This window comes from Candidatus Pelagibacter sp. Uisw_113 (genome assembly GCF_047717815.1).
Classification (GTDB): domain Bacteria; phylum Pseudomonadota; class Alphaproteobacteria; order Pelagibacterales; family Pelagibacteraceae; genus Pelagibacter.
The window spans coordinates 1,256,823-1,282,103 of sequence record NZ_CP159809.1; the positions used below are offsets into that span (position 1 = coordinate 1,256,823).

At 29.2% G+C, this 25,281-nt stretch carries 25 protein-coding genes and 1 tRNA gene; 14 read left to right on the forward strand and 12 right to left on the reverse strand.

Annotated features, from left to right (window positions below; all coding sequences use genetic code 11):
* Window positions 1–2: 2 nt before the first annotated feature.
* Window positions 3–620 carry an arylesterase gene (locus ABXT39_RS06765; protein ID WP_415294958.1) on the reverse strand — a complete coding sequence of 206 codons (618 nt, stop codon included), beginning with the start codon at window positions 618–620 and terminating at the stop codon, window positions 3–5.
* On the opposite strand from ABXT39_RS06765, the gene ABXT39_RS06770 reads away from it, so the two are divergent.
* Both ABXT39_RS06770 and ABXT39_RS06775 read left to right on the forward strand, forming a co-directional pair.
* Window positions 619–1,284 carry an ABC transporter ATP-binding protein gene (locus ABXT39_RS06770; RefSeq protein WP_415294959.1) on the forward strand — a complete coding sequence of 222 codons (666 nt, stop codon included), beginning with the start codon at window positions 619–621 and terminating at the stop codon, window positions 1,282–1,284. The two genes, ABXT39_RS06765 and ABXT39_RS06770, sit on opposite strands and share 2 nt — an antisense overlap.
* Window positions 1,268–3,802 carry an ABC transporter permease gene (locus ABXT39_RS06775; RefSeq protein ID WP_415294960.1) on the forward strand — a complete coding sequence of 845 codons (2,535 nt, stop codon included), beginning with the start codon at window positions 1,268–1,270 and terminating at the stop codon, window positions 3,800–3,802. Before ABXT39_RS06770 ends, ABXT39_RS06775 begins: the two co-directional genes overlap by 17 nt.
* A gap of 10 nt (window positions 3,803–3,812) precedes the next feature.
* On the opposite strand, the gene ABXT39_RS06780 is transcribed toward ABXT39_RS06775, so the two are convergent.
* From ABXT39_RS06780 to hemC, 6 genes are read right to left on the reverse strand one after another with little or no spacing between them, the layout of a single operon-like run.
* Entirely contained in the window at window positions 3,813–4,865 is a 1,053-nt protein-coding gene (locus ABXT39_RS06780) for an MBL fold metallo-hydrolase (protein WP_415294961.1), read from the reverse strand.
* A 15-nt stretch (window positions 4,866–4,880) separates the two neighbouring features.
* Complete coding sequence (locus ABXT39_RS06785; RefSeq protein ID WP_415294962.1) at window positions 4,881–5,726, reverse strand: bifunctional 5,10-methylenetetrahydrofolate dehydrogenase/5,10-methenyltetrahydrofolate cyclohydrolase; 846 nt, start codon at window positions 5,724–5,726, stop codon at window positions 4,881–4,883.
* A gap of 8 nt (window positions 5,727–5,734) precedes the next feature.
* Window positions 5,735–6,025 carry a YggT family protein gene (locus ABXT39_RS06790; protein WP_415294963.1) on the reverse strand — a complete coding sequence of 97 codons (291 nt, stop codon included), beginning with the start codon at window positions 6,023–6,025 and terminating at the stop codon, window positions 5,735–5,737.
* A complete protein-coding gene (locus ABXT39_RS06795; RefSeq protein WP_415294964.1) occupies window positions 6,022–7,107 on the reverse strand; it encodes a mechanosensitive ion channel family protein in 1,086 nt (361 codons plus the stop codon). Before ABXT39_RS06795 ends, ABXT39_RS06790 begins: the two co-directional genes overlap by 4 nt.
* Before the next feature lie 2 nt (window positions 7,108–7,109).
* Window positions 7,110–7,808, reverse strand: a complete 699-nt coding sequence (locus tag ABXT39_RS06800) for a uroporphyrinogen-III synthase (protein ID WP_415294965.1) — start codon at window positions 7,806–7,808, stop codon at window positions 7,110–7,112.
* A 1-nt stretch (window position 7,809) separates the two neighbouring features.
* A complete protein-coding gene (hemC, locus tag ABXT39_RS06805; protein ID WP_415294966.1) occupies window positions 7,810–8,733 on the reverse strand; it encodes a hydroxymethylbilane synthase in 924 nt (307 codons plus the stop codon).
* Between the two features lie 59 nt (window positions 8,734–8,792).
* Between hemC and tsaD the strand changes: the two genes are divergently transcribed.
* The 3 genes from tsaD to acs are packed head-to-tail and all read left to right on the forward strand — an operon-like array spanning window position 8,793 to window position 12,338.
* The gene (tsaD, locus tag ABXT39_RS06810) at window positions 8,793–9,866 is read left to right on the forward strand and encodes a tRNA (adenosine(37)-N6)-threonylcarbamoyltransferase complex transferase subunit TsaD (protein ID WP_415294967.1); all 1,074 of its coding nucleotides are present in this window, start codon (window positions 8,793–8,795) and stop codon (window positions 9,864–9,866) included.
* Window positions 9,866–10,279 (forward strand): EVE domain-containing protein, encoded by a 414-nt coding sequence (locus ABXT39_RS06815; RefSeq protein ID WP_415294968.1) that lies wholly within the window; start codon window positions 9,866–9,868, stop codon window positions 10,277–10,279. The genes tsaD and ABXT39_RS06815 overlap by 1 nt, the downstream gene beginning before the upstream one ends.
* A 13-nt stretch (window positions 10,280–10,292) precedes the next feature.
* Window positions 10,293–12,338, forward strand: a complete 2,046-nt coding sequence (gene acs / locus ABXT39_RS06820; protein WP_415294969.1) for an acetate--CoA ligase — start codon at window positions 10,293–10,295, stop codon at window positions 12,336–12,338.
* On the opposite strand, the gene ABXT39_RS06825 is transcribed toward acs, so the two are convergent.
* Window positions 12,335–12,958 (reverse strand): esterase, encoded by a 624-nt coding sequence (locus tag ABXT39_RS06825; RefSeq protein WP_415294970.1) that lies wholly within the window; start codon window positions 12,956–12,958, stop codon window positions 12,335–12,337. The genes acs and ABXT39_RS06825 overlap by 4 nt on opposite strands.
* A gap of 120 nt (window positions 12,959–13,078) precedes the next feature.
* Between ABXT39_RS06825 and ABXT39_RS06830 the strand changes: the two genes are divergently transcribed.
* The 6 genes from ABXT39_RS06830 to purH all read left to right on the forward strand — a co-directional run bounded on the left by ABXT39_RS06830 (window position 13,079) and on the right by purH (window position 19,430).
* Complete coding sequence (locus tag ABXT39_RS06830; protein ID WP_415286385.1) at window positions 13,079–13,342, forward strand: DUF4212 domain-containing protein; 264 nt, start codon at window positions 13,079–13,081, stop codon at window positions 13,340–13,342.
* Complete coding sequence (locus ABXT39_RS06835) at window positions 13,342–15,156, forward strand: sodium:solute symporter family protein (RefSeq protein ID WP_415286386.1); 1,815 nt, start codon at window positions 13,342–13,344, stop codon at window positions 15,154–15,156. The genes ABXT39_RS06830 and ABXT39_RS06835 overlap by 1 nt, the downstream gene beginning before the upstream one ends.
* Window positions 15,157–15,228: 72 nt before the next feature.
* A complete protein-coding gene (locus ABXT39_RS06840; RefSeq protein ID WP_415294971.1) occupies window positions 15,229–15,573 on the forward strand; it encodes a hypothetical protein in 345 nt (114 codons plus the stop codon).
* Between the two features lie 47 nt (window positions 15,574–15,620).
* Entirely contained in the window at window positions 15,621–16,280 is a 660-nt protein-coding gene (gene rpe / locus ABXT39_RS06845) for a ribulose-phosphate 3-epimerase (RefSeq protein WP_415294972.1), read from the forward strand.
* A 4-nt stretch (window positions 16,281–16,284) separates the two neighbouring features.
* A complete protein-coding gene (locus ABXT39_RS06850) occupies window positions 16,285–17,895 on the forward strand; it encodes a heparinase II/III-family protein (RefSeq protein WP_415294973.1) in 1,611 nt (536 codons plus the stop codon).
* The gene (gene purH / locus ABXT39_RS06855; RefSeq protein ID WP_415294974.1) at window positions 17,874–19,430 is read left to right on the forward strand and encodes a bifunctional phosphoribosylaminoimidazolecarboxamide formyltransferase/IMP cyclohydrolase; all 1,557 of its coding nucleotides are present in this window, start codon (window positions 17,874–17,876) and stop codon (window positions 19,428–19,430) included. Before ABXT39_RS06850 ends, purH begins: the two co-directional genes overlap by 22 nt.
* Here purH and ABXT39_RS06860 read toward each other — a convergent pair.
* Together ABXT39_RS06860 and ABXT39_RS06865 are read right to left on the reverse strand one after the other, a co-directional pair.
* On the reverse strand, window positions 19,420–19,764 hold the full coding sequence (locus ABXT39_RS06860; RefSeq protein WP_415294975.1) for a 4a-hydroxytetrahydrobiopterin dehydratase: 345 nt from the start codon (window positions 19,762–19,764) through the stop codon (window positions 19,420–19,422). The two genes, purH and ABXT39_RS06860, sit on opposite strands and share 11 nt — an antisense overlap.
* A 22-nt stretch (window positions 19,765–19,786) precedes the next feature.
* A tRNA-Gly gene (locus ABXT39_RS06865) sits at window positions 19,787–19,861 on the reverse strand.
* A gap of 97 nt (window positions 19,862–19,958) precedes the next feature.
* Here ABXT39_RS06865 and ABXT39_RS06870 point away from each other — a divergent pair.
* A complete protein-coding gene (locus tag ABXT39_RS06870; RefSeq protein WP_415294976.1) occupies window positions 19,959–20,600 on the forward strand; it encodes an LON peptidase substrate-binding domain-containing protein in 642 nt (213 codons plus the stop codon).
* 2 nt (window positions 20,601–20,602) lie between these two features.
* Here ABXT39_RS06870 and ABXT39_RS06875 read toward each other — a convergent pair whose 3' ends face one another.
* Window positions 20,603–21,697, reverse strand: a complete 1,095-nt coding sequence (locus ABXT39_RS06875) for an FAD-dependent monooxygenase (protein ID WP_415294977.1) — start codon at window positions 21,695–21,697, stop codon at window positions 20,603–20,605.
* 64 nt (window positions 21,698–21,761) lie between these two features.
* On the opposite strand from ABXT39_RS06875, the gene ABXT39_RS06880 reads away from it, so the two are divergent.
* Complete coding sequence (locus tag ABXT39_RS06880) at window positions 21,762–23,852, forward strand: DNA translocase FtsK 4TM domain-containing protein (RefSeq protein ID WP_415294978.1); 2,091 nt, start codon at window positions 21,762–21,764, stop codon at window positions 23,850–23,852.
* Window positions 23,852–24,406, forward strand: a complete 555-nt coding sequence (locus tag ABXT39_RS06885) for a LolA family protein (RefSeq protein WP_415294979.1) — start codon at window positions 23,852–23,854, stop codon at window positions 24,404–24,406. The genes ABXT39_RS06880 and ABXT39_RS06885 overlap by 1 nt, the downstream gene beginning before the upstream one ends.
* A 63-nt stretch (window positions 24,407–24,469) precedes the next feature.
* On the opposite strand, the gene ABXT39_RS06890 is transcribed toward ABXT39_RS06885, so the two are convergent.
* Window positions 24,470–25,255 (reverse strand): FkbM family methyltransferase, encoded by a 786-nt coding sequence (locus tag ABXT39_RS06890; protein WP_415294980.1) that lies wholly within the window; start codon window positions 25,253–25,255, stop codon window positions 24,470–24,472.
* Window positions 25,256–25,281 lie beyond the last annotated feature (26 nt).

Consider the following 25,281-nt stretch of genomic DNA (forward strand, 5'->3'; position numbering starts at 1 on the left):
TCTTAATTTGATGGAATATTTTTTAAAATTATTTCCTGTAAGGTTTTGCTAATAATAATTGTACCTTTTTCATTTGGATGCATTCCATCATTTAAATTTAATTCAGGTTTTAAAGCAACACCTTCTAGCAAAAAAGGTATTAATGGTATGTTATATTGCTTTGATAAATCTGGATAAATTTGATCAAAATAATTTTTGTACTCAATCCCATAAGAAGTTGGTGCAATCATGCCTGCCAAAATTACTTTAATATTTTTATCTTGTGTAGTTTTTATTATTTTTTCTAAGTTATTTTTAGTCTCTTTGGGCTGAATACCTCTAAGCATATCATTTGCTCCAAGACCTAAAATTACTAAATCAATATTTGAGTCGGATAATGTCCATTCAACACGATTTAAACCACCAGAGGAGGTGCTTCCAGAAACACTGCCATTAACTACTTCAATTCTATAACCTTCAGATATTAATTTTTCTTGTAAAACTACTGATAAACGATGTTCATTATTTAAGCCGTACCCAGCCATCAAACTATCACCAAATAATACAATTTTTTCTATTGCAGATACTTTTATTGTAACTAGACAGAAGATAATTATTTTAATAATAAAACTTTTATTCATGAGCACTCTTCTTAAATTAAAAAAGATAAATCTTAAATACCAAACTAACAAAGAAACTATAAAAGTTTTAAACAATATTGATTTAATAACAAAAAAAAAGGATACCATCTCTATTGTTGGTGAAAGTGGCTCAGGAAAAACTAGTTTAATTATGTTAATTGGGGGTTTAGAAAAAGCAACCTCAGGCAAAATTTATTTTCAAGATCAAGATTTAACTACTCTTTCTGAAGATGAAGTTTCTGAGATAAGAAGAAAAAACATTGGAATTGTATTTCAATCTTTTTATTTAATTCCAAATTATACAGCAGTAGAAAATGTTGCTTTAACCCTAGAGCTAAACAAACTTAAAAATCCTGAACAACAAGCAAAAGAATTATTGGATCGGTTTGGATTAAAGAACAGATTTAATAATCTACCAAGTCAATTATCAGGTGGAGAGCAGCAAAGAGTAGCTATAGCAAGAGCAATAGCTATGAAACCTCAGTTAATATTAGCTGATGAACCAACTGGTAACTTAGATAGTGAAAACTCGGTAATGATATCAGATATATTATTTAATTATGTCAAGGAAGAAGGTTCCTCTTTAATTATGGTAACTCACGATCCTAAGTTAGCTAATAAAGCCAAAAGAAAAATTAAAATAAAAGATGGAAAAATTGTTTAAAATTTCTGAATTTAATTTAATTTTAAAATATGCGTTTAGAGATCTTGTTAGAAATTATCACAAAATTTTTAGTATTATCCTTACATTATTTATCAGTCTTTTTATTTTAAGTGCAATTTTAACTATTGAAGACAGTTTAAAAAAAGAACTAAATGATAATGCTAAATCTTTATTGGGTGGAGATGTTGAAATTGATTATAATAGAGTGCAAGGAAATTTGGAATTAGTTGATAAAGTAAGAGAGTTTACAACAATTTCTTCAATGGTTGAATTTACAACCATGGTCTCAGGAATAAATAATACTAATCAATCGTTATTCACTCGAATTAAAACAGTTGATAAAAAATATCCACTATATGGGGAAGTTGTTCACGATCCTGTTGGAGCAATGGATAGGATTCATCAAGAAAAAAATACCCTTATTGTTAATGAAAATATCTTTAAAACTTTAGATCTCAAAGTGAATGAAAAAATTAAAGTTCAAAATCAGTTATTTACAGTAGTTGGAGTGATAAAATCACTGCCTGATGTTAGTGGCTTTGTAGCATTTGGTGATTTTGCAATAACAAGTAAAGAAACTTTAGAGCTATTAAAGCTCAATAGCTTAGGTAGTTTTTTAAATTATGAATATAAAGTTAAATTTAATGAAGGAGCTAATACAAAAGTAACTAGAAATAAAATTAAAGAAATATTTAAAGATGATCTTACGGTAAGACTGCGTTATCCTGAAAATTCAGCTAGTGGTCTTAGACGGATAATTGATAATTTTTCTCAATTTTTATCTCTTGTATCTATTAGCGCCATGTTAATTGCTGGTATTGGTATCGCAAATACTCTGCTATCTTTTATAAATCAAAGCAATATGTCTATTGCGGTAAAGAAAGCTTTAGGATTTTTTTCATTAAATATAAAGACAATATATTATCTACAATTATTAATTTTACTTACTTTTCTAAGTATTGCCTCTTATGCTTTAAGTTTTTTGCTGGTTCCTGTGGCCGATGTATATTTGTCAGAAGGTCTAGGGTTAGATATCAAACCCTTATTTTCATTGACTAATTTTATTAAGATATTCCTTGTTGGCATGTTGGTATTAATCATTTTTTCAATTCCAACTATTAATGCAATTGATCAAGTAAAAGCCTCTAACTTATTTAGAAATGTATTTCAAAATTTACAATTTTATTATTCAAAAAAATCTATCTTTGTAAGTTTATTGTTTTTAACAGCTTTAATGATGTTATTTGTCATTGGTTCAGCAAGACCTTTGTATAGTTTGGTTTATTTTTTAGCTTTTTTCATTTGTTTGATTATATTTTTTTTACTTTCAAAATTTATTGTTTTTTTACTAAAAAGTTTAAAAAATATGTCCAATATCCCTCTTAAAGTTTCAATTAAGAATATTACTCAAACGAAAGGTATTACTCCGATCACAATTATGTCTTTGGGTTTGGGCGTTACTTTATTATTAACACTAGCATTGGTTGGTACAAATTTTAAAAGAGAAATTGCAAAATCTATTCCTGAGATCGCACCTGATTACTTTTTTATTGGAATACAAAATTCTGATCGAGATTTATTTGAGAATGCGATTATTGAAATGGATTCTAACGCAAAATTAGAAGTAGTACCTTTGGTTGCAACAGGTATTGTTAAAATTAATGGAATAGATCCAAGAACTTATATTAAACAAGATAATAATAGTTATTGGGTAATTGGAAGCGATAGACGTTCATCATGGGCAGCTGAAGTTCCTGAAGACAATCCAATAACCGAAGGTGAATGGTGGGATTTATCAAAACCTAACAAACTTCAAATTTCATTAGATAGTGAAGTTGCAAAAGATTTTAATATAAAATTGGGAGATATTTTTACACTTAATATTTACGGAAGAGAGATTGAAGGAAAGATAGTTAATTTTAGAGCAGTTGATTATCGAGATTTATCTATAAATTTTGCTATGTTGTTCAATCCAGAATTTGCAAACACTATTCCACACGAATATTTAGCAACAGCTAAATTTGAGGATCAAACAAGATTCAAAGAAACCAAACTATTAGAAATACTACCAAGTATTTCGATTATAAGAATTGCCGATTATCTTACAAAGGTAACTAATATATTAAACAAAGTTTTTATCGCTGTAATTTTGATTTCAGCAATTACAATTATTATAGGCTTAATTGTTATCTCTAGTGCAATTATTGTACAAGGCAAGATTAAGGAGTTTCAAAACTTAGTTTTTAAAATTTTAGGTTTTTCAAAAAAAGAAATTATTCTGTCTTCTGTTATAGAATTTGTTTTAATATTTTTTTCAGTAATACTAATCGCAATATTTTTTGCTATAATTGGTTCTTATTATGTTATTGAAAATATCTTTCAATTAGTTTGGCAATTAGATTTAAAAATATTATTTAGCATTAGTGGAAGTATTGGCCTAGTAACATTAGCTTTAATCATGTTAACAAATTTAAAATACTTAAACCCAAAAGTTTATCCCTTAATTAGAAATCAATAAAAAATTAATCTTAATTTGATAAAATATTTTTTAAAGAATTTATTTCTCCTACTTTAAATATAATTGCATCTTCTTTATTAAAACCATATTTTTCTGCACTAGCTTTAAATCGTACTGGTGGTTCCATAATTGGTTCCAAAGATAAAACAAAAGTTCCCCAGTGTGTACCCATAACCTTTTTACTTCTTAAATCTTTTGCTACATTTAAGGCTTCTTCTGGCGTTGTGTGATAAATTGATTTATCAAACATAGGCTTAAAATCATAAGCTCCAATATTAATCATTGTTAAATCAATTGGACCATATTTTTCACCTAATTCTTTATAAATATTTCCATAACCAGTATCGCAAGCAAATAAGATTTTCTTACCCTTATATTCAATTAAGAAATTTCCCCAGAGTGTTTTATTCATATCTGTTAAGCTTCTCTTCGACCAATGAACAGCTGGGAGTAATGTTACTTTTAAATCCTCAGTAACTTTAATTTCTTCGTACCAATCCATTTCATTTACATCGTTAAATTTATTTTTTATAAAGTATTTTCCAAGATTCAGAGGTGTTAAAACTTTTGTATCCTTAAACGGATATTTTCTAATGGTTCCCATATCTTGATGATCATAATGATTATGTGTTAATAATAATAAATCAGTCCTTGGAATTTCATTTAAATTTAAGGCAGGCTTAGTAAATCTATCCGGGCCAAAAATTAAAGGTCCTGCATTTTTTGAAAATACAGGGTCAGTTATAATCGTTGTGTCTCCAAGTTTAATTAAGTAAGTAGCATGACCAATCCAAGCAATATAATCTTCATTCTTATACTTTTCTAAATCAGATAAAACTTTTTCTTTATCTGCAACATGTTCTTTTGGAACAGTCATGTCTATTTTCTTTTTCAATTTAATGAATTGTGTGTATGAAAACTTGGCTTTGCTAGTTCTAACTGGCGATCCTTCTGGATTTCTAAAAGTTCCATCTGGTAAATGATGATAAGGTTTTTTTTCCATAGCAATTATTGAAGAGTTATAAATAATAATTGAGAATAAGAAAATTAAAAATCTTACCATTTATATTGATAATTTTTATTTTTGAGATCTTTTAAAACACTCAATAGTATTTTTTAGCAAGCAGGCAATAGTCATTGGCCCTACTCCACCTGGAACAGGAGTTAAAGCACTTGCAACTTTTGATACTTCTTCAAAAGCAACATCACCAACAATACCATTTTCAGTTTTATTTATTCCAACATCAATTACGATTGCATCTTTTTTAACCCAGTCTGCTTTTACAAGCTCTGGTATACCAACTGCTGCAACAATAATATCTGCTTCTAAGCATTCTGCTTTTAAATCTTTAGTTCTTGAATGAGTTATCGTAACCGTACAATTTTCTTTTAAAAGTAACTGCGCCATTGGTTTACCATTTAGATTTGATCTACCAATCATAACTGCTTTTTTTCCACTCAAGTTTGGTTCAATTTTTTTAATCATTAGATAACATCCTAAAGGAGTGCACGGCACTGAACTTTCATAGCCTGATGAAAGATTACCAACATTCATTGGGTGAAACCCATCAACATCTTTACCTGGCAAAATAGTTTCTATGACTTTTTGCTTATCAATGTGTTTTGGTAATGGTAATTGGACTAAAATTCCCGAAATACTTTCATCTTTATTAAGTTCTTCAATTTTATCTAATACTGTTTTTTCTTCCACAGCTTCTGGGTATCTAATTACTTCAGATTTTAAACCCACTTCATTCGCAGCTTTTTCTTTCATACGAACATAAATTTGGCTAGGGGCCATATCCCCAATTAAAATAACCGTAAGCCCAGGAATTTTGTTGTGTTTAGCTTTTAACCCTACAACCTCTTGTCTTAGTTCTTCTCTAAGTTCAGCTGCTATTTTTTTTCCATCTATTAAAATCATGTATTTCCCTAAAAAATCATTGGTGCAATGTACAACTTCATACACATTTCTATAAACCAAATCAATAACAGTAATATAACTGGAGAAATATCTATCGATCCTAAATTGGGTAAAAAACTTCTTATTTTGTTAAGTGCAGGATTTGTTAATCGATAAGTTACTTCTAAAATAGAATAAATAAATCTATTTTGAGTATTCAAGATATTAAATGCAACAAGCCAGCTAATAACTACATTAGCTAAAACGACATATGAATAAAGTTTTAATATTTGAAGTGCTAAGTAAAAAATGGCTATCATTTCTTTTCAATATAAATTGACTGACTTGGGAAAGCAAAAGCTGCACTATTTCCTTCTACAATTTGTTTTATTTCAATTGCAAGTTTTTCTTTAACTTCCAACCATGTAGCAAAACTATTAGAAGTAGTAAAACATCTAACCCTCATATCAATAGAGCTGTCTGAAAATTTTTCGACTCTTACTGCAATTCCTACGGCTTTATCAAAATCATCACTTTTCTTTATATGATCTTCAATTTCATTTCTTATTTTTTTTAGCTGATCAACAGTAGTGTCGTATTGAAGTGTTATTGCCCAATCTATTCTCCAGTTAGTTGTCTCACTAATATTAATAACTGCATTTTCAGCAAACTGGAAATTGGGAATTATAGCTAAAGATTTATCAAACTTTCTTAAAACTGTTGATCTAAAACCAATTTTCTCAACAATACCTTCAATAATACCTTCAACTAAAATCCAATCTCCAATCTTAAATCTTTTTTCAACTAAAACTAAAATCCCCGAAATCAAATTTTTGAATAAGTCTTGTGCACCTAAAGCAACGGCAACACCAAATAAACCAAGTCCAGCAATAATTGGTCCAATTTTTATTCCCCAAAGTTCAAGAACAGCAGCTAACCCTAAAATAAAAATTAAAATCTTTAAAGATTTTATAATCCAGCCCACTAACTCACGGGTTAACATTTTATCTAGTCCACTTAAAATATAAGAAATTGGTTCAATAATTTGATGGATAACCCAGAATATTAAAATTGTAATTAATGTTCGATTAATTGTATCAACTATGGCTCTCCCATCATCTGCAAAAGACATATAATAACTTGCAATAAAAAAACCTAGAACAATTGGTAAAAATCTAGCTGGTCCTTCCATTGCATGGACGAACGTGTCATCTAATTTATTTGTAGTTCTTTTTGAAATTGCTTCTAATCTTTTAATAATAACTTTACTTATTATTCCTCTAAAAATTAAAAAAATAAAAAATATTCCAATACCAATTAGAATTTGAAAAATATCAACTCCACGAATTCCTTTAGACCAAACAGAAATAAACAGATCACTAAAATTACTAAATATGTCCATAATTAAATTTTATATAGCAAAAATTCCTCTTCTCCAGGGTTAAAAAGAAAAATTTTTTTCCACTTAATTTCATTAAGAATTGAAGAGGTTTTTTCTCCAATGCACATCAAATTAGTATTCATCCATAAGGTTTCTAGCTGATAATTTTTAATTACTTTTAAAAAATTAATCGCACTATTTTGTGAATAAATGTATGTAATTTCAGGCATTTTCAATTTCAGTTTTTCGATAAAGCCTTCATCATATTTTTCGATCACATTGGATCTGTAATTAATTAGTCGTTCTATTGTGTACCCACTTGAAATGAGTTCCTTATCTAAATCACTAGATATTATTTCTCCACTTATATAAATTAACTTTCCTTCAGAAGATTTAAAATTTTGCAAAATTAATTCCTTAAGATTATTTACATTTCCCTCAGCTGCAAAAACATTTTGGAAACCAATACTTCTAGCTTTTTTTTCTGTAGCGTTTCCAACACAAAAACATTTTAATTTTTTATCAATGTTCTTTATATCCAAAAATTTAATAGAATTAGTGCTGGTAAAAATAATTCCCTCAAATTCAGAGTATTTTGGAGTTTCATGTTTTAAACTTTCAATATTAATTAAAGGTAAATGAGATATTTCATGACCTAATGATTGAAATTTTAATATCATTTCATGACAATCTTCTAAGGGCCGTGTAAATAAAATATGCATATTATTTTTTGTAAGAATTATTAGACATCTTTTTAAGAGTTTTTCCCATCTCTATTCCTAATTCTTGTGCTTTGTCTATACTTTCAGATGATTTTAAATGAAATCTTTTACTGCCATCTAATGAAAAAAGCTCTACTTCAAGATTAATTTTATCTCTCTTAATACTTGCAAATGCTCCTACTGCTGTTTCGCAGTCTCCTTCTAAAACCTTCAAAACATTTCTTTCAGCTTTTATTGCGCTGTGTGTTGATTGGTGATCAGCTTGTTTTAATAACTCAATTAAATCTTCATCATTATTTCTGCATTGCAAAGCAATAACTCCTTGTCCAGCACAAGGTATAATTTCTGAAGTGGAAAAAGTTTGAGAGATATTTTGATTTAATCCCAAAGAATCAATTCCAGCATAAGATAAGATAATCGCATCATATAAATTCTCTTTAAGTTTTCTTATTCTTGTATCAACATTTCCTCTAATTAATTTACAATCAAGGTCATCTCTTATTTTTTTAATCTGAAATTCTCTTCTAAATGAGGATGTTCCAATAATTGAATTTGGAGCTAAATCTTTTAGGTGTTTATTATCTTTGCTGATTAAAATTTCTCTTGGATCGTTTCTTTCTAAAAAACAATCTGTTAATAATCCTTTAGTTTCTTCAGAAGGCATATCTTTTAATGCATGCACAGCTATATCAATTTTTTTTTCTAATAACTCAACCTCTATAGTTTTTGAGAAAAGTCCCTTACCACCTACTTCGGATAATTTTTTGTCCTGAACTTGATCACCCTTAGTTACAATTTCTTTAATAATCACCTCTTCAATTCCAAAATTTTTTGAATGGTTAAGAATTTTTTTTCTAGCTTTTTCAGCATAGATTAGTGCTAATTTGCTTCCTCTAGAGCCTATAATAATTTTTCTATTTTTCATTTAATTGCTTTATACTTCATACTTATATTGAGAATGTATTATTAATAAAAACTATTTTAATGAATAAAAAACCCATAATTTTAGGAATTGAATCAAGCTGTGATGAAACAGCTGCCTCCATCATAACTGAAAATGAGCAAGGTATGCCAACAATTTTATCAAGTATTGTTTCGAGTCAGGTAGATATTCATAAAGAGTTTGGCGGCGTTGTGCCTGAACTTGCTGCAAGATCTCATATGGAAAAAATAGATTTAATCACAAAAAAAGCACTTGATGAAAGTGGAATAAAAATGAAAGATCTAGATGCGATAGCAGCAACTGCGGGACCTGGTCTTATAGTCTGTCTATCTGTTGGTTTAAGTTTTGGAAAAGCAATGGCCTCTTCACTCAATAAACCTTTTATAGCTGTTAATCATTTAGAAGGCCACGCATTAAGCCCAAAACTAAATTCTGAATTAAACTATCCTTACTTATTACTTTTAATTTCTGGAGGTCATACTCAATTTTTAAGTGTGCAAGGTTTAGGAAATTATAAGAGATTAGGAACAACTATTGATGATGCTGTGGGTGAAGCTTTTGATAAAACAGCAAAATTATTGGGAATAGAGTTTCCTGGTGGGCCACAAATCGAAGTATATGCAAAAAGAGGTGATCCCAATAAATATGAGTTGCCTAAGCCAATTTTTCATAAAGGGGGCTGTAATTTATCATTTGCAGGTTTAAAGACTGCTGTTTTAAAAATATCAAAACAAATAAAAACTGATCAAGAAAAATATGATCTAGCAGCATCTTTTCAAAAAACAATTGAAGAAATACTATATAAGAAAAGTAAAATTGCTTTTGAAGAATTTAAAAAAATGAATACAACAAGTAAAAATAAATTTGTAGTAGCAGGTGGAGTTGCTGCAAACAAAAAAATTAGAGAAGTGCTAAGCAACCTTTGTGAGGAAGAAGATTTTGAGGCAATTTTTCCTCCTATTAATTTGTGTGGAGATAATGCTGCAATGATTGCACTGGTTGGATTGGAAAAATTTAAGTTAAAACAATTTAGTGAATTAGACAGTCCTGCGAAACCTAGATGGCCTTTAGATGCAAATGCTCCTTTTTTAAAAGGTGCTGGAGTAAAATTATAATGCAGTACTGGCTAATGAAATCAGAGCCTGATGTTTGGTCAATTGATCAACAAAAAAAAGCTGGTGCTAAAGGCGCTCCTTGGGATGGGGTAAGAAATTATCAAGCAGCTAAAAATTTAAGAGGAATGAAAAAAGGAGACCTTTGTTTTTTTTATCACTCAAATATAGGTAAAGAAATTGTTGGTATAGTTGAGGTTATTAAAGAAGCCTTCTTAGATAAAACTGACAAAGATGAACGATTTGTAGCTGTTCAAGTAAAGTTTAAAGAAAAATTAAAGAAAAATGTGACTCTTGAAGAGGTTAAAAAAACCAAGTCTCTTAGCCATTTATCACTTATTAGACAAAGCAGATTATCCGTTATGCCCATAGACTCTAAAAGCTGGAAAATTTTAAATAAGATGAGTAATATTTAATTAAAAAAAATTCATGCCTAAAAAAAAATCAATATCAAAAGTAAAAAAGAGAACTCCTATAAAAACTAAGGCTAAAAAAAAAATAAAGCCTATTAGGGAAAAAGTTTTCAAAAAAATTGAAGAAAAAGAATTAATCATAAAGACTAAACCTGAGTGGATAAAAAATGCTCTAGTAAATAAAGCAAAATACCAAAAAAAATACTCAGACTCTATTAAAAAAAATGATGACTTTTGGAAGACTGAGGGAAAAAGAATTACCTGGATTAAGCCATACAAAAAAATTAAAGACGTAAAATACAGTAAAAAAGAAGTTAAAATTAAATGGTATGAAGACGGAACATTAAATGCTTCTGCTAATTGTATAGACCGTCACCTTAAAAATAAAAAAGATAAAACGGCAATTATTTGGGTGGGTGATGATCCAAAAGACACTAAAAAAATTTCGTACAAACAATTGCATAATGAAGTTTCTAAAGCTGCAAATGGTTTAAGAAAACTAGGAATTAAAAAAGGTGATCGAGTTACAATTTATTTAACTATGATTCCAGAACTTGCGGTAACAATGCTAGCTTGTGCTAGAATTGGTGCAGTTCACTCTATTATTTTTGGCGGATTTTCAGCAGATTCTATTTCTGGTAGGGTTAATGACTGCGAGTCACAGTACATCATTACTGCAGATGAAGGTGTTAGAGGGGGTAAAACCATCCCTCTAAAAGCTATCACTGATGAAGCGTTAAGAAAATGTCCAGATGTTAAAAAATGTATTGTTGTAAAAAGAACTGGAAATAAAGTTGATTGGGTTAAAGGAAGAGATGTTTGGTATGACGATTTAATTAAAGATATATCAAATAAATGTGAACCCGAAGAAATGAATGCGGAAGACCCTTTGTTTATTCTCTACACCTCTGGCTCTACTGGAAAACCAAAAGGAGTTTTGCATACAACGGGTGGCTATATGGTTTATGCATCCATGACACATCAATATATTTTTAACTATAAACCAAAAGATATTTATTGGTGTACAGCTGATATTGGTTGGGTTACTGGCCACAGTTATATAATTTATGGTCCTCTTGCTAATGGTGCAACAACAATAATGTTTGAAGGAATTCCAACCTACCCTGACAGTTCAAGATGGTGGCAAATTATTGATAAATACAAAGTTAATATTTTTTATACAGCACCCACCGCTATTAGAGCTTTAATGAGAGAGGGTGATAAACCTGTTAAGAAAACTTCAAGAAAATCTTTAAAATTATTAGGAACTGTTGGTGAACCCATTAACCCTGAAGCGTGGATGTGGTATTACAAAACAGTTGGAAATTCTAAATGTCCCATTGTTGATACGTGGTGGCAAACAGAGACAGGTGGAATTTTAATTAGTCCCCAAACAGGAGCTATGAATTTAAAACCTGGTTCTGCAAGTAAACCTTTTTATGGAATTAAGCCTTCTATAGTTGATAAAAATGGAAAAGAAATTAAAGGAGCTGGTGAAGGTAGACTATGCATTTCTCAATCTTGGCCTGGACAAATGAGAACTGTTTATGGTGATCATCAAAGATTTATTGATACTTATTTTTCTCAGTTCGATGGAAAATACTTTACAGGCGATGGGGCTAAAAGAGATAAAGATGGCTACTACTGGATAACTGGTCGAGTAGATGATGTAATTATTGTCTCTGGTCATAACCTAGGAACTGCTGAAATAGAAAGTGCTTTTGTTGCTCATCCAAAAGTTGCTGAAGCTGCTGTGGTTGGATACCCCCACGATATTAAAGGTAATGGTCTATATTGCTATGTAACTCTTAATGTTGGCGAAAGATCAGATTTAGATCTTGAAAGAGATTTAAAACTTTGGGTAAGAAAACAAATTGGAGCACTTGCAACGCCTGATATAATTCATTTTTCACCTGGACTACCTAAAACAAGATCTGGAAAAATTATGAGAAGAATTTTAAGAAAAATTGCTGCTAATGAACATGATCAATTGGGTGACACATCCACTTTAGCTGACCCAAGCGTTGTTCAAAGCTTAGTTGATAATAGAAAAAATATTTAAATTTTAATTAATTCTTTAAATTCTTTTTCAATATTTTCCCATTTTAAGATCATAGAATTTAATACGATCTTTCTATCTAAAGTTTTTAATTCTTCGGCCACTGGTGCCCACTTATATAAGGTTAGAGCACTTTCATTAAATGGCCAAGACTTATAATATGTATTCCAATCAATCTTTTCTAATCTTTCTTTAAATTTTTCTTTTGATTGTAAAATAATTTCTTTTGGCATTCCATTTTTTGTTTCTTTGGTCAAAATTTCATCATAAATTTCATTGGCTTTACTCATGTCTTTATAATTACAAAAAACATTCAAATACGATAGACTATAAAAAGTAAGATCCTGAAGTGCTATAGAATAAATATTCCATTTAGCTTTGTTAATGGATGCTAAAAATACTTCATCATCAAAGTGTAATACCCACTTGGTTCCCATTCTTGTTTTTAAATAGTTGTATAAAGTTACCTGAGATACCCAGGCTGATTTTGTCTGAACAAACAGTGTAAGGTTTTCAATATTTTTAATTTTTTTCTTTGGAAGAACTCCTTTAAACAAAGCAAATAAATAAACTCTAAAATCTTCAAGTTTTATGTCTTTTATTTTAAGTTTATATTTGAGCAATTTTACCTACTTTTTTTAAGGTTTATATTACAAAAATGGCTCCAATTCGACCTATTTAAAGGCTTTCAATCTATCTCATTATGGTTAAGGTTTCTTTCTTAACTATATAGGGAGAGTAAAATGTCAAATAAAGCAAAACACTGGGAAAAAACTAGGGGGCTACTGTTTGTTACTTTAGCAATCTGGTTTGTATTCTCGATTGGCATCTTTTTTTTCGGAACTGAAATGGAAGCATCTAGCTTCAAACCTTTTGGTTACCCATTGTCATATTATATGACATGTCAGGGTTCATTATTAGCATTTGTAATTTTGAATTTCTGGTTTGCAGGTAGACAAGAGAAGATAGATGAAGAGTTTGGTTTCACTGAAAGAGAGGATAGCTAATGATAAAAGGTAAATTTATAGACAATCTACCAAAAGTTTATGGAATCTATACAGGTGGTTTTATAGGGTTCATAATATTGATGGCGATTGCTGAACAAATGGGAATGTCTGCAAAAGCAATAGGAATTTCTTTTGTTATATTCACCATTGCTATCTATGCGATAATCGGTTGGTTATCACGTACACTTCAGATGGACGCGTACTACGTAGCAGGCAGAGAAGTACCTACTGTATTTAACGGAATGGCTACTGCAGCAGACTGGATGTCTGGTGCATCATTCGTTGCAATGGCAGGTGGTATTTACTTTAAGGGCTATGGATATATGGCACTACTAGTTGGATGGACAGGTGGTTACATACTTGTATCTACTTTACTAGCACCTTACTTAAGAAAATTTGGCTGTTACACGGTTCCAGATTTTGTTGGTACAAGATATGGTGGTAATGCAGCAAGACTTTCTGCGGTACTAGTATTAACAGTAGCTTCATTCACATATGTGACTGCACAAATCAATGCAACAGGAACTATTGCTTCAGTAGCATTAGATATTCCTTTTGAAATTGCTGTGTACGTCGGATTAGCAAGTATATTGATGTGTTCAATGCTTGGTGGAATGAGAGCGGTTACATGGACACAAGTTGCGCAATATATAGTTTTAATTATTGCTTACTTGCTTCCTGTATTCTGGATCAGTAGTAAAATGGGTGCTGGATTCTTTCCACATTTAATGTTGGGAGATGAGGTAGCTAGAATTGCTGAATTAGAAGGTCAGTTTGGGTTTGTGAAAAACTCAGCTGCCGACTTAGCTACAGTACCAAAAGGTTTAGCTGGAATAACTAAAGCACACTCATCGGTTAACGGAACAAACTGGGGATTCATTTCTCTGGCAATTTGTATGATGGCAGGAACAGCTTCTTTGCCTCACGTTATGATGAGATACTTTACTACTCCAAGTGTAAAATCAGCTAGAAGATCTGTAGCATGGTCGCTACTTTTCATCTTTATTTTATACTCAACTGCGCCAATGTTAGCTACATTATCAAAACTATCACTGATTGATCCAACACTTTCAACGGGGATTATTGGTAAATCAATAGCTGAGGTTCAAGCGATAGATTGGTATCAAAACTGGAACCAAGCTAACCTGATGTTTGTCAGCGACTTTAACGGAAATGGAACTCTTGAATTAAATGAGTTTTTCATGGGTGGTAAAGCTGTTGTATTAGCTACTCCAGAAATTGCTGGATTACCTTATGTAATCTCAGGTCTGGTTGCTGCTGGAGGTATGGCCGCTGCCATGTCTACTGCCGATGGTTTGATCTTAGCAATCGCAAATGCTTTGTCTCATGACTTGTACTACAAGATCATTGATCCAAAAGCAGAAGCTGCGAAAAGATTAATTGTTGCAAGAGTATTACTTGTAATCATTGGTTTTGCTGGAGCAACTATTGCCGCAATGGGTATCCAAGGTATCTTGGGTTCAGTAATCTGGGCTTTTGACTTTGCGATGTCAGGACTATTCTTCCCACTTGTACTAGGTGTATGGTGGAAAAGAGCTAATGGTCCTGGTGCTGTTGCTGGAATGCTTCTAGGATTAGCAGCTGGTACTTGGTATCTAGTTTGGGTACGTACTGGTGGAGCTGGATTCTGGGGTATTACTCAACTTACATTCGGTATCTTTGGATCGTTAGTTAGTTTAGTTTCTATGGTAGTTGTTAGTTTACTAACAAAAGCGCCAGACAGAGCTACTCAAGATATGATTGACGAGCTTCGTATTCCAAGTGGTAAAACAATTCTTGGAAAACAACACTAATTAAATTTTATATTAAGGGGCGATTTATTTCGCCCCTTAACAAAGTTTTAAACAAAATTCCTTTTTATATTTATGCCAGAAATTCATCCCTTTATTCTTATAATTGATTATATTTTAGGTGTTGTAATGTGGACTTTGATTGGAAGAGTTGCGATGAATATCTTTCAACGAGAAAATTCAGAATTTTTTTTTATGAAGGCTTTTGTAAAGTTAACAAATCCATTAATTCGTATATTCAAACCTATTACTCCTTCATTTATTATAGATCCTCTTGTTCCTCTTTACGTGGCCTGGTTCTTTTATATGATTAGATTTTACCTTATGCCCTACCTACTAGGGTATTCTGTCATGGGAATGTTATCTTTTCCTCTAGAAAGCGAAATTGCTTCAGAAATTTATCGTATTTTTGGCAAATAATTAATTCAAATTAAAAATAATATTGATACTACTAATATTAGTAATCGATGAAAAAAATACAAATATCACCTTCAATTTTGTCCGCTGATTTTAGTCAATTAGGCAATGAAATTAAAAGACTAGAGGAAGGTGGTGCTGATATGATCCATGTGGATGTGATGGATGGCCATTTTGTTCCAAATTTAACAATGGGACCTCCAATCATTAAGGCTTTAAGACAATACACAAAACTACCATTTGATGTTCATTTAATGATTTCTCCTGTACATAAGTATATTAAAGATTATGCAGATGCTGGAGCAAACATTATTACGATACATCCAGAGGCTACTGAGGATTTAAAAAGTTCAATAGAACATATAAAGAGTTTAAATAAAAAAGTAGGAGTTTCTCTAAACCCAGAAACTAAAATTAATTTAATAACCGACTTATTAAACGAGATCGATTTAGTTCTAATTATGAGTGTAAACCCTGGATTTGGAGGACAAAAGTTTATGCCAGAAGTTCTAGAAAAAATAAAAGAATTAAAAAAAATAAGGGATCAAAAAAATCTAGATTTTGATATCGAGATTGATGGTGGAATTAATTTTGATAATAATAAACTAGCAATAGAAGCTGGTGCAAACATTTTAGTATCTGGAACAACTATATTTAAAAACAATAATGGAGATATAAAAAAAAATATAGGCCTTTTAAAATCAAGTTAGAATAATGATTTTAAACAATTCACTTAAGCTTATCAAAAAAAAAATTCGTCATTTTTATTTAAACTCTAATCTCTATAATAAAAAAATTACACCCTCCTCAATTGGATTAATCGAATATCAACCAAGTCCTAGCTTGCTAGATGGTCTTATAAAATATGACAAAAAAAAAATTAATATAGAAAATTATTCATTAAATGAAATTTGGGATAATCTAAATTTAAAACAAAAAGACCAACAGAATTTAAACAGTTTTTTTTGGTTATTTAGCCTAGATCTTAGATCTTCAAAAAAAGACACTCAAAATGTCATTTATCAATGGATTAATACAAATGACAGATACAACTCTAAGAGTTGGAAAATTGATATAATTGGAAAAAGAATAATAGCTTGGATTTCAAATTCTAGACTTACCTATGAAGATGGTAGCATTGATTATAAAGACAGGTTTAATGGCATTATAAAGAAGCAGATCAATCACCTTATTAATGAAATTGAAACCTCTGAATTAATCAATGATAAGATTATAGGTTGTGCGGCTATCATTTTAACCGGCCTATCATACCCTCAAAATAATGATTATCTAAATACTGGGTTAAGTTTACTAAAAAAATTAGTAAAATATTCATTGGATAATGATGGCTTTCCGAAATCAAGAAATGTTAGGCAGTTAAGTTTCTATTTAAAATATTTTATATTAATTAGAGAGTGGTTCAAAGAATCTCAAAATGAAATACCTGACTTTATAAATGAAAATATATATTATTTAGGTCAGGCTTACGCTTTTATTTGGCAAAACAATAAAGTAGATTTTCTCTTTAATGGTAATCACAAAACAAATAATCATTATTTTGACCTTTATTTAAAAAGACTTGGCTATAACTTTAAAAATCAAAATAATGAGCTAGGTGGCTATGCTATTCTTAACAATAAAAAAAATTCTCTGATAATGGATATTGGATCAAGCCCAAATACAAAACTATCTTCAAATTATCAAGCTGGAGCTTTGTCTTTTGAGATCATATCAAATGGTAAAAAATTAATTAGTAATTGTGGTTATTTTCAAAAGGTTAATCACCAATTAAATGAAATATCTAAATCGAGTGCAGTCCACAGCACGCTAGTTGTAGATGATAAATCTTCTTGTAGTTTTAATAAACTCAGAGGCAAAAAATCTAGAATTAACCAAGGGTTAAAAATATTAAAAAAAAAAATAGTATTTGAAAAAAATTATTGGAAAATTAATGCTTCTCATGATGGTTATTTGAAACTACATGGAATTGTTCATGCCCGTGAAATAGAATTCTACCCAGAACAATTAAAATTTATTGGACATGATAAAATTATTTCTAATAAGGATATTAAGAATTTAAAATTTGAAATTAGATTTCACTTAGAACCAAACGTTAAAGTAATGAAAACAAAAGATGGAAAGTCAATATTTATAGATCTTGATGGAGAAGGCTGGAAATTTAGTTCAGATAACTCAATAATGAATATTGATAAAGGGTTATATTTTGGTGAAAAAAATTCTTTCACAGATAATCAAAATATATTTATTTCAGGAATGACTAATGAAGAAAATCAAACTATAAGATGGGAAATCACAAAATTATAATGAAAAAAATAAAAAAAGCTCTTATTTCAGTATCTGATAAAAAAAATTTAAGCAGCCTTTTAAAAGTTTTAGCTAAATACAAGATTGAGTTAATTAGCTCTGGGGGCACCTATAAAGAAATAAAGAAACTTAAATTTAAATGTCTGGAAGTTTCTGAGTATACGGGTTCACCAGAAATTCTTGGTGGAAGAGTTAAAACCCTGCACCCAAAAATTCATGCCGGCATATTAAGTAAAAGAAATGATAAATCTCATGCTAAGGAATTAAAGGCTAATCAATATGATGAAATTGACCTAGTTATTGTTAACTTTTACCCTTTTGAAAAAACTTTAGAGCAAACGACCAATCATTCAAAAATAATAGAGAATATTGATGTGGGGGGTCCCACTATGGTTAGGGCAGCAGCAAAAAATTATAACGACGTTGCAGTTATTACATCTTCAAATCAATATGGGACTCTAATTAATGAATTAGAAAATAACAAAGGATCAACATCTATTGAGTTTAGAGAAAAAATGTCTTCAGAGGCCTTCTCTGAGACGGCCTATTATGATGCTGTAATTTCTAACTATTTTAATAAAATTAAAAAAACTAATTTCCCAAAAAAGAAAATTATTTATGGAAACTTAATTGAAAAATTAAGATATGGAGAAAATCCACATCAAGAAGCTGCAATTTATTCTAAAAATCAAAATCTTAATATTAAACAAATTCATGGTAAGCAGTTAAGCTATAATAATTATAATGATATTTTTTCTGCATTAACAATATCTAAATCTTTACCTAAAAACTCTGGAACAGTTATTGTAAAACACACCAATCCTTGTGGTGTTTCAATCAATAAAGATAGTTTAAAAAGTTATAAATTAGCTCTTGCATCTGATCCAGTTAGTGCTTTTGGTGGAATAGTTTCATGTAATTTCAAAATAAATAAAGTTCTAGCTTTAGAGTTTAATAAAATTTTCTTAGAGGTTGTCATTGCAAATGGTTTTGAAATTGATGCTTTAACAATTTTAAAAAAGAAAAAAAATATAAGAATTATTGATGCATCAGAATTTATGATGAAAGATTTAATTAAATTTGGCTCTGTAAATGAATCTATTTTAACACAATCTGAAGATTTAAAAGCATTTGAACTTAAAGATTTTAAAATCGTTTCAAAACAAAAACCAAATAAATCCCAATTAAAAAATTTAATTTTTGCATTTAATGTTTGTAGATACGTAAAATCAAATGCAATTGTGCTTGCCTGTCAGGAAGCAACCGTTGGCATTGGTTCAGGGCAACCTAGTAGACTTGATAGCTGTCAAATTGCTATAGATAAAATGAATAAATTTCAAAACTTAAAAGAAGATGTTGTGGCGGCCTCTGATGCATTTTTTCCATTTGTAGATGGTATTGAAAAATTAGTACAGTCAGGGGTTTCAGCTGTAATACAGCCTTCTGGATCAATTAGAGATAAAGAGATAATAAAATTTGCAAACCAAACTGGTACTATTTTAGTTTTTTCTAAAACAAGACACTTCAGACATTGATAATTTGATCAATTTTAGCTGCTAAAATAAAATCATTTTCTGACAGTCCCTCTATAGCATGAGTAGTAATTACAATTTTAGCATACCCCCAACCAAATGAAATATCTGGATGATGATTTTCATTTTCTGATATTTCACCAACTTTATTTATAAAATTTTGACTATTAATAAAATTCTTAAAAATAAAATTTTTCTCTAAAAAATATATTTTTTTTGTATTTTTTTTAACATCCCAACCATCTACTTTTTTTTGATATTTGTGAATTTCACTGATATCGAAAGGTAAATTTCCACCCTCACATGGTACACATTTTTTATTAAGTAAATCACTCATTAATTAGTATGTTTTAAAATTTTGGAGCGGGTCAAGGGAATCGAACCCTCTACCTAATCGTTGGCAACGATTCGCTCTACCAATGAGCTAGACCCGCTTATAAAAGACACTATAAATAGATGGTTTTTTTAGTTCAATCAATAATAAAGTGTTTCATTAGTATATAGATTTTCAAAAATTTGCTAAAAGAAAGAATGAAAAAACAAAATTTACCAAAAACTATACCTGTCTTTCCATTGAGTAACTTTATCATATTTCCTCAAACAACAGTTCCATTAAATATATTTGAACCAAGATATGTTGAAATGGTTAATGATAGTATGAAAACAAACAAGATGATTGGTTTGATACAGCCAAAAAGCAATGATGATAGTTCAATCCCTGGACTTCATAAGATTGGTTGCTTGGGTGAAATAATCAATTTTAAGGATACATCTGATGGTAGATATATGATTGAATTAAATGGGATAACACGATTTGCAATAATAAAAGAAATTAAAAATACAAAACCTTATCGTACTTGTGAAACTAGTTATGATAGTTTTGAACTTGACTTAACGCCTGAAAAAAAAAAATTAAAGTTTGCTGATCTTGAATCGATCTTTAAAGATTTAAAATTATTATTTGAAAAAAAAGGATATCTTATAAATTGGAAATCTTTAGAAAAACAAGATTTAAATGAAACAATAAATGCCCTAGCAATGGCCTCTCCTTTTTCACTGGAAGAAAAACAAATTTTATTAGAAAGCAAAAATTTAGAAGCTCGAAAAGATAAAATTTCAGAAATATTAAGCACTTATAGTTTTGATAATTTTCAAAATACAACTATTCAATAAGCTTAAAAATTCATTCCTGTATCGGCTAGTTTAATAAAATAACTATTTAGATTCTTGTTTTTTCCAATGCCTTTAAGAATTTTGCTAAAGCTTTTATTTTGAACTTTTTTATCTAAGTTAAAGGACTCATAAATCAAGTCTATGGCTTTAGAAAAAACAAAGTTTTTATCTTTCGTTTTTTTTTCAAACTCATCTAATATAAGTGAATCTAATTGAATACCTAATTCAATTTTGTCTTCAATAATTTTAATTAAAATTCTAAGATCCCGTATTGTCATGTTAAATCCTTGTCCTGCTAATGGGTGCACCCTGTGAAGTATATCTCCAAAAGCTAAAATATTTTTATGATGATAGTTTCTTAAATTTGAGGAACTTAACTCAAAGCTATTTAATTTATCAATTTTATTAATTTTATATTTAGGATTATTTTTATTAATTAAATCTATTACATCACTATTATCAAATTTTTGATTCTTGGTATCTATTGAATATACTACAGATGTTTTGGTGTTAGAGATTGGTAAAAATGCAATTGGACCTTGTTTTGTAAAAATTTGAGTTGCTGTATTATTCTCTATTTTTTTATGTTTTAAAATAGTGGTATAAGCAAGATTATAATAATTTTTACTAATTTTTTTTGTGAAATACTTTTTTGCTAAAAAATTACTTGCATCACAATTAATTATTAAATCATATTCTTTTTTATTTAAAGACTCTTCATTAACATCTTTTCTTAATATTATTTTTTTAAAAAATTTACTTTTATTAAGGTTATTTTTTAACGATTTTAAAAGTTCATCATTTTTTATGATATAAAATAGGTCACTTTTATCATTCTCAAATTTTAATAAATTTTCTGTATCAATTTTATCTGTATAAATTTCTATTCTATTTATTTTCCAGTAATTATTTTTTGAAATTTGAAAAATTTTTTCTTTAAAAAATTCAAAATTACTTTTGGATATTCCTATTGTCCTATTGGAAGAAAAATTACTATTTCTATTTTTGTTATAATAATGAACATTTATTTTTTTATTTATAAGGCTTTTAGCCAAAGATAGAGCAGTTAGACCTTCACCAATAATACAAACATTCATAATAATTTTAATTTTAACAATAAAAATTAGATGATACAAAGTGATTAATTAGACTCATTTATTTATGGAATTTAAAAAATTAGCCAACAATACAATTAATTTTGGCATAAATAGAATTATCGAAACTGCTGGGATTGCCCTTGTTATAATTGGCCTTCTTTTACTGGTTTCTCTTGCAACCTTTTCTCCTGACGATCCTAATTTTATTTTTCCAGATAATACTGAGATTAAAAACTTACTTGGCTTTAACGGAAGTTACACGGCTGATCTTTTTTTTCAAACCTTTGGACTCATTGCTCTATTAATTCCATTTACACTTGTATTTTCTGGGATAAATATAGTTCTAAATAAGAAAATTTTTTTAATATTGGAAAGTATTTTTTATTCAGTTCTTTATTCTTCATTTGGTTCTCTATTTTTTTCTTTTTTTTACCCTACTGCCTTCAACCTCTATATTAACGGAAATGGTGGTTTTATTGGAAAATATTTAGAAACAACTTTTTTAACTTCTTTAATTAATATTAATTCTCAAATTTCTTATTACTTGTTAATTTTAATTACCTTTATTTTATTTTTAATTAGTATCCATTTTAAAATTAGTTCTTTTTATAAAATCTTAAAAAAACTTTTTAGGTTAACCTTTGTAAAAAAAGAAAAGAGCTACACTAATAAAAATGAGATAATTAACGAGTTTATACCACAAGAAGAAATTACAAATTTAATTCAAGAAGATTTACCTTTTATAAAAAGTGAAAATAAATCTCCTAGTAAAAAAATTCGCTTCAAGCTACCTACAATTGATTTACTTAAAATCCCCACACGAAAAGATAGAGAAAAGTTAAAAGATGAAGATTATATTGATAGTGAGTTTTTAGAAAAAATCTTATTAGATTTCGGAGTTAGTGGAGAAATTAAGAAAGTTAGTCATGGCCCTGTAGTAACACTAAATGAGTTTGAGCCAGCAGCGGGTGTTAAGGTATCAAAAATTATTAATCTCTCAAATGACATTGCTCGAAACACTAGTTCTGAATCTGCAAGAATCGCTACTATACCTGGAAGAAGCACTATCGGTATAGAGCTTCCAAATTCTAGTCGTGAGAATGTTTATTTAAGTGAAATACTCTCTAACTCTGATTTTAATAAAAAAGACATCAGATTACCAATTGCGCTGGGTAAAAACATCTCTGGTGTTCCTGTTGTTGGAGATTTAGCTTCTATGCCTCACTTATTAATTGCTGGAACTACTGGATCAGGTAAATCTGTTTGCATAAATACTATTATCTTATCTCTACTTTACAGACACACACCGGACAAATGTAAGTTCATACTAATTGATCCTAAAATGCTTGAACTATCAACCTATGAAGGCATACCTCACTTATTATGTCCTGTAATCACTGAGGCAAAAAAAGCTGCTTCCGTCTTAGGTTGGGTTGTTAAAGAGATGGAAAATAGATACCGACTTATGACCAAAGAAGGAGTGCGTAATATTGATGGCTATAATGCTAAGCACACTTTGGCTATGCCCTATATTGTTGTTGTGGTAGATGAAATGTCTGACCTAATGCTTGTTGCTGGTAAAGAGATAGAAAATTATATTCAGAAATTATCTCAAATGGCAAGAGCTGCTGGAATTCATATTATAATGGCCACACAAAGACCGAGTGTTGATGTTATTACAGGAACCATTAAAGCAAATTTTCCAACAAGAATATCTTTTCAAGTAACCTCAAAAATAGATAGTAGAACAATTTTAGGTGAACAAGGTGCAGAGCAACTACTTGGTAAAGGAGATATGCTTTATATGTCTTCTGCAAATAAGATCGTTAGAATTCATGCACCATTTGTATCGGAAAGTGAGATTGAAAAAGTTAACAATTATTTAAGAAGTCAAGCAGAGCCAGATTATATAGATGAAATCTTAAATTTTGCAGATGAAAAAGAGTTGAGTGGAGAAGCATCAGGCTCAGGAGATAAAGATGAATTGTATCAAGCAGCACTTGATATTATTAGATCAGAAGGAAAAGCATCTACTTCGTTTTTACAAAGAAAATTGCAAATAGGGTATAATAGAGCTGCAAGAATTATTGATATGATGGAAGCTGACGGAGTTGTGAGTAAGGCTAATCATGTTGGTAAAAGAGATGTTCTATAATGATTAGAGTTTTAATATTATTTTTTATATTAAATTTTTACAACCCCGTATTTTCTTCCAACAAAGAAAAGATAATTTCTCAAATGCAGCTTACCAATAATTTAAGTTTTAACTTTATTCAAACTATTGATAATAAAAATGAAAATGGAAAGTGTATTATAGAATATCCTAAAAAAATTTGGTGTGCGTATGACAATTCTAATAAAAAAATTATTGTCTCTAATGCAAAATCTTTAGTAATAAAAACTTCGAATAAAGGTGGTTATTATCTTTACCCACTTAGTAAAACCCCATTAAATTTTTTGTTAGATAAAGATTATCTAATATCAAAAATGAAGATTTTAGAACCAAGAGAAATTGATGGTAAATATTTAAATTTTAAATTTCTTGAAAATGATAATGAAATTAATATTTTTTTTGATAAGAAAAGTTTAAACTTAATAGGTTGGCAGACAGAAGATGTTTACCAAAATCTAGTAATTACTTTTATTTCTTCACTTAAGATTAATATTAAAATCAGAGAAAAAATATTTGTTTTGCCTAAACAGAACTAGCTATACTAATGAGAGCTATAAAACATTGCCTGTATTAATTAATAAGAAAAAATATCCTACTTTTTAATTAAACCTTAATATTAAATCTTTAGAACGTTTTGAGTTAGGATAGTCTAGTCCCTTTATTGGATATGATTTGTTGTTTTTTCTATTCTCTTTAATAAAAAGTTCATTACTAACAAAGGTCAACTCTATAGCTTCAGGTTTTTGATTTACACTTTTAATGGAATAATTATTACCGTGAATATGAACCAGGGATAATCTATCCTTGAGTTTATAAATAAAAGAAATTATTTTTTGCATATTTTTACTTGTTTCATGAAATTCAATTACTATGCCTGTGATTAAATTTTTGTAGTGATTAATTTCATCTAAAATTTCATATTCAGATCCTTCTATATCTATCTTTAAAAACATTTTACTCATTTTCTTTTTACTATTAACAATTTCTTTTAAAGAAATAAGCTTTTTCCCAATACCTATTTTTTTTAAAGAAAACGAGTTTTTTTTATTTAACTTAAAGAAAATGATAAAATCTAAAAACTGAAACATTTTATACAATTTTTTTGGTTTAAAAATTTTTAAACATAAAAACTTAAACAAATCTTTTCTAAACCTATTTATCCAAAAAGTGCTGTCTATTGAGTAATCATATGAATCCACATTACAGTTTGATAAGCGCGCAAAATGCCTTTCAAAATCCCAATTATCAGAGATTCCAAAAGAAACTAGATAATCGGTGTTTTTAAGAACTTTTTTTGGAACAACATATCCACCATCATCAATTGAACCTAACCTTATAAGTTTTGAATTTTTTATAAAATGAGGTTTTAATTTTATTGGGAACATTAGCTTATTGCCATAATTAGATATAA

Excerpts from the sequence above, each read along its gene's own strand:
- ABXT39_RS06770 (WP_415294959.1), top strand. The coding sequence starts at position 619 with ATGAGCACTCTTCTTAAATTAAAAAAGATAAATCTTAAATACCAAACT.
- ABXT39_RS06765 (WP_415294958.1), bottom strand. The coding sequence starts at position 620 with ATGAATAAAAGTTTTATTATTAAAATAATTATCTTCTGTCTAGTTACA.
- ABXT39_RS06775 (WP_415294960.1), top strand. The coding sequence starts at position 1,268 with ATGGAAAAATTGTTTAAAATTTCTGAATTTAATTTAATTTTAAAATAT.
- ABXT39_RS06780 (WP_415294961.1), bottom strand. The coding sequence starts at position 4,865 with ATGGTAAGATTTTTAATTTTCTTATTCTCAATTATTATTTATAACTCT.
- ABXT39_RS06785 (WP_415294962.1), bottom strand. The coding sequence starts at position 5,726 with ATGATTTTAATAGATGGAAAAAAAATAGCAGCTGAACTTAGAGAAGAA.
- ABXT39_RS06790 (WP_415294963.1), bottom strand. The coding sequence starts at position 6,025 with ATGATAGCCATTTTTTACTTAGCACTTCAAATATTAAAACTTTATTCA.
- ABXT39_RS06795 (WP_415294964.1), bottom strand. The coding sequence starts at position 7,107 with ATGGACATATTTAGTAATTTTAGTGATCTGTTTATTTCTGTTTGGTCT.
- ABXT39_RS06800 (WP_415294965.1), bottom strand. The coding sequence starts at position 7,808 with ATGCATATTTTATTTACACGGCCCTTAGAAGATTGTCATGAAATGATA.
- hemC (WP_415294966.1), bottom strand. The coding sequence starts at position 8,733 with ATGAAAAATAGAAAAATTATTATAGGCTCTAGAGGAAGCAAATTAGCA.
- tsaD (WP_415294967.1), top strand. The coding sequence starts at position 8,793 with ATGAATAAAAAACCCATAATTTTAGGAATTGAATCAAGCTGTGATGAA.
- ABXT39_RS06815 (WP_415294968.1), top strand. The coding sequence starts at position 9,866 with ATGCAGTACTGGCTAATGAAATCAGAGCCTGATGTTTGGTCAATTGAT.
- acs (WP_415294969.1), top strand. The coding sequence starts at position 10,293 with ATGCCTAAAAAAAAATCAATATCAAAAGTAAAAAAGAGAACTCCTATA.
- ABXT39_RS06830 (WP_415286385.1), top strand. The coding sequence starts at position 13,079 with ATGTCAAATAAAGCAAAACACTGGGAAAAAACTAGGGGGCTACTGTTT.
- ABXT39_RS06835 (WP_415286386.1), top strand. The coding sequence starts at position 13,342 with ATGATAAAAGGTAAATTTATAGACAATCTACCAAAAGTTTATGGAATC.
- ABXT39_RS06840 (WP_415294971.1), top strand. The coding sequence starts at position 15,229 with ATGCCAGAAATTCATCCCTTTATTCTTATAATTGATTATATTTTAGGT.
- rpe (WP_415294972.1), top strand. The coding sequence starts at position 15,621 with ATGAAAAAAATACAAATATCACCTTCAATTTTGTCCGCTGATTTTAGT.
- ABXT39_RS06850 (WP_415294973.1), top strand. The coding sequence starts at position 16,285 with ATGATTTTAAACAATTCACTTAAGCTTATCAAAAAAAAAATTCGTCAT.
- purH (WP_415294974.1), top strand. The coding sequence starts at position 17,874 with ATGGGAAATCACAAAATTATAATGAAAAAAATAAAAAAAGCTCTTATT.
- ABXT39_RS06860 (WP_415294975.1), bottom strand. The coding sequence starts at position 19,764 with ATGAGTGATTTACTTAATAAAAAATGTGTACCATGTGAGGGTGGAAAT.
- ABXT39_RS06870 (WP_415294976.1), top strand. The coding sequence starts at position 19,959 with ATGAAAAAACAAAATTTACCAAAAACTATACCTGTCTTTCCATTGAGT.
- ABXT39_RS06875 (WP_415294977.1), bottom strand. The coding sequence starts at position 21,697 with ATGAATGTTTGTATTATTGGTGAAGGTCTAACTGCTCTATCTTTGGCT.
- ABXT39_RS06880 (WP_415294978.1), top strand. The coding sequence starts at position 21,762 with ATGGAATTTAAAAAATTAGCCAACAATACAATTAATTTTGGCATAAAT.
- ABXT39_RS06885 (WP_415294979.1), top strand. The coding sequence starts at position 23,852 with ATGATTAGAGTTTTAATATTATTTTTTATATTAAATTTTTACAACCCC.
- ABXT39_RS06890 (WP_415294980.1), bottom strand. The coding sequence starts at position 25,255 with ATGTTCCCAATAAAATTAAAACCTCATTTTATAAAAAATTCAAAACTT.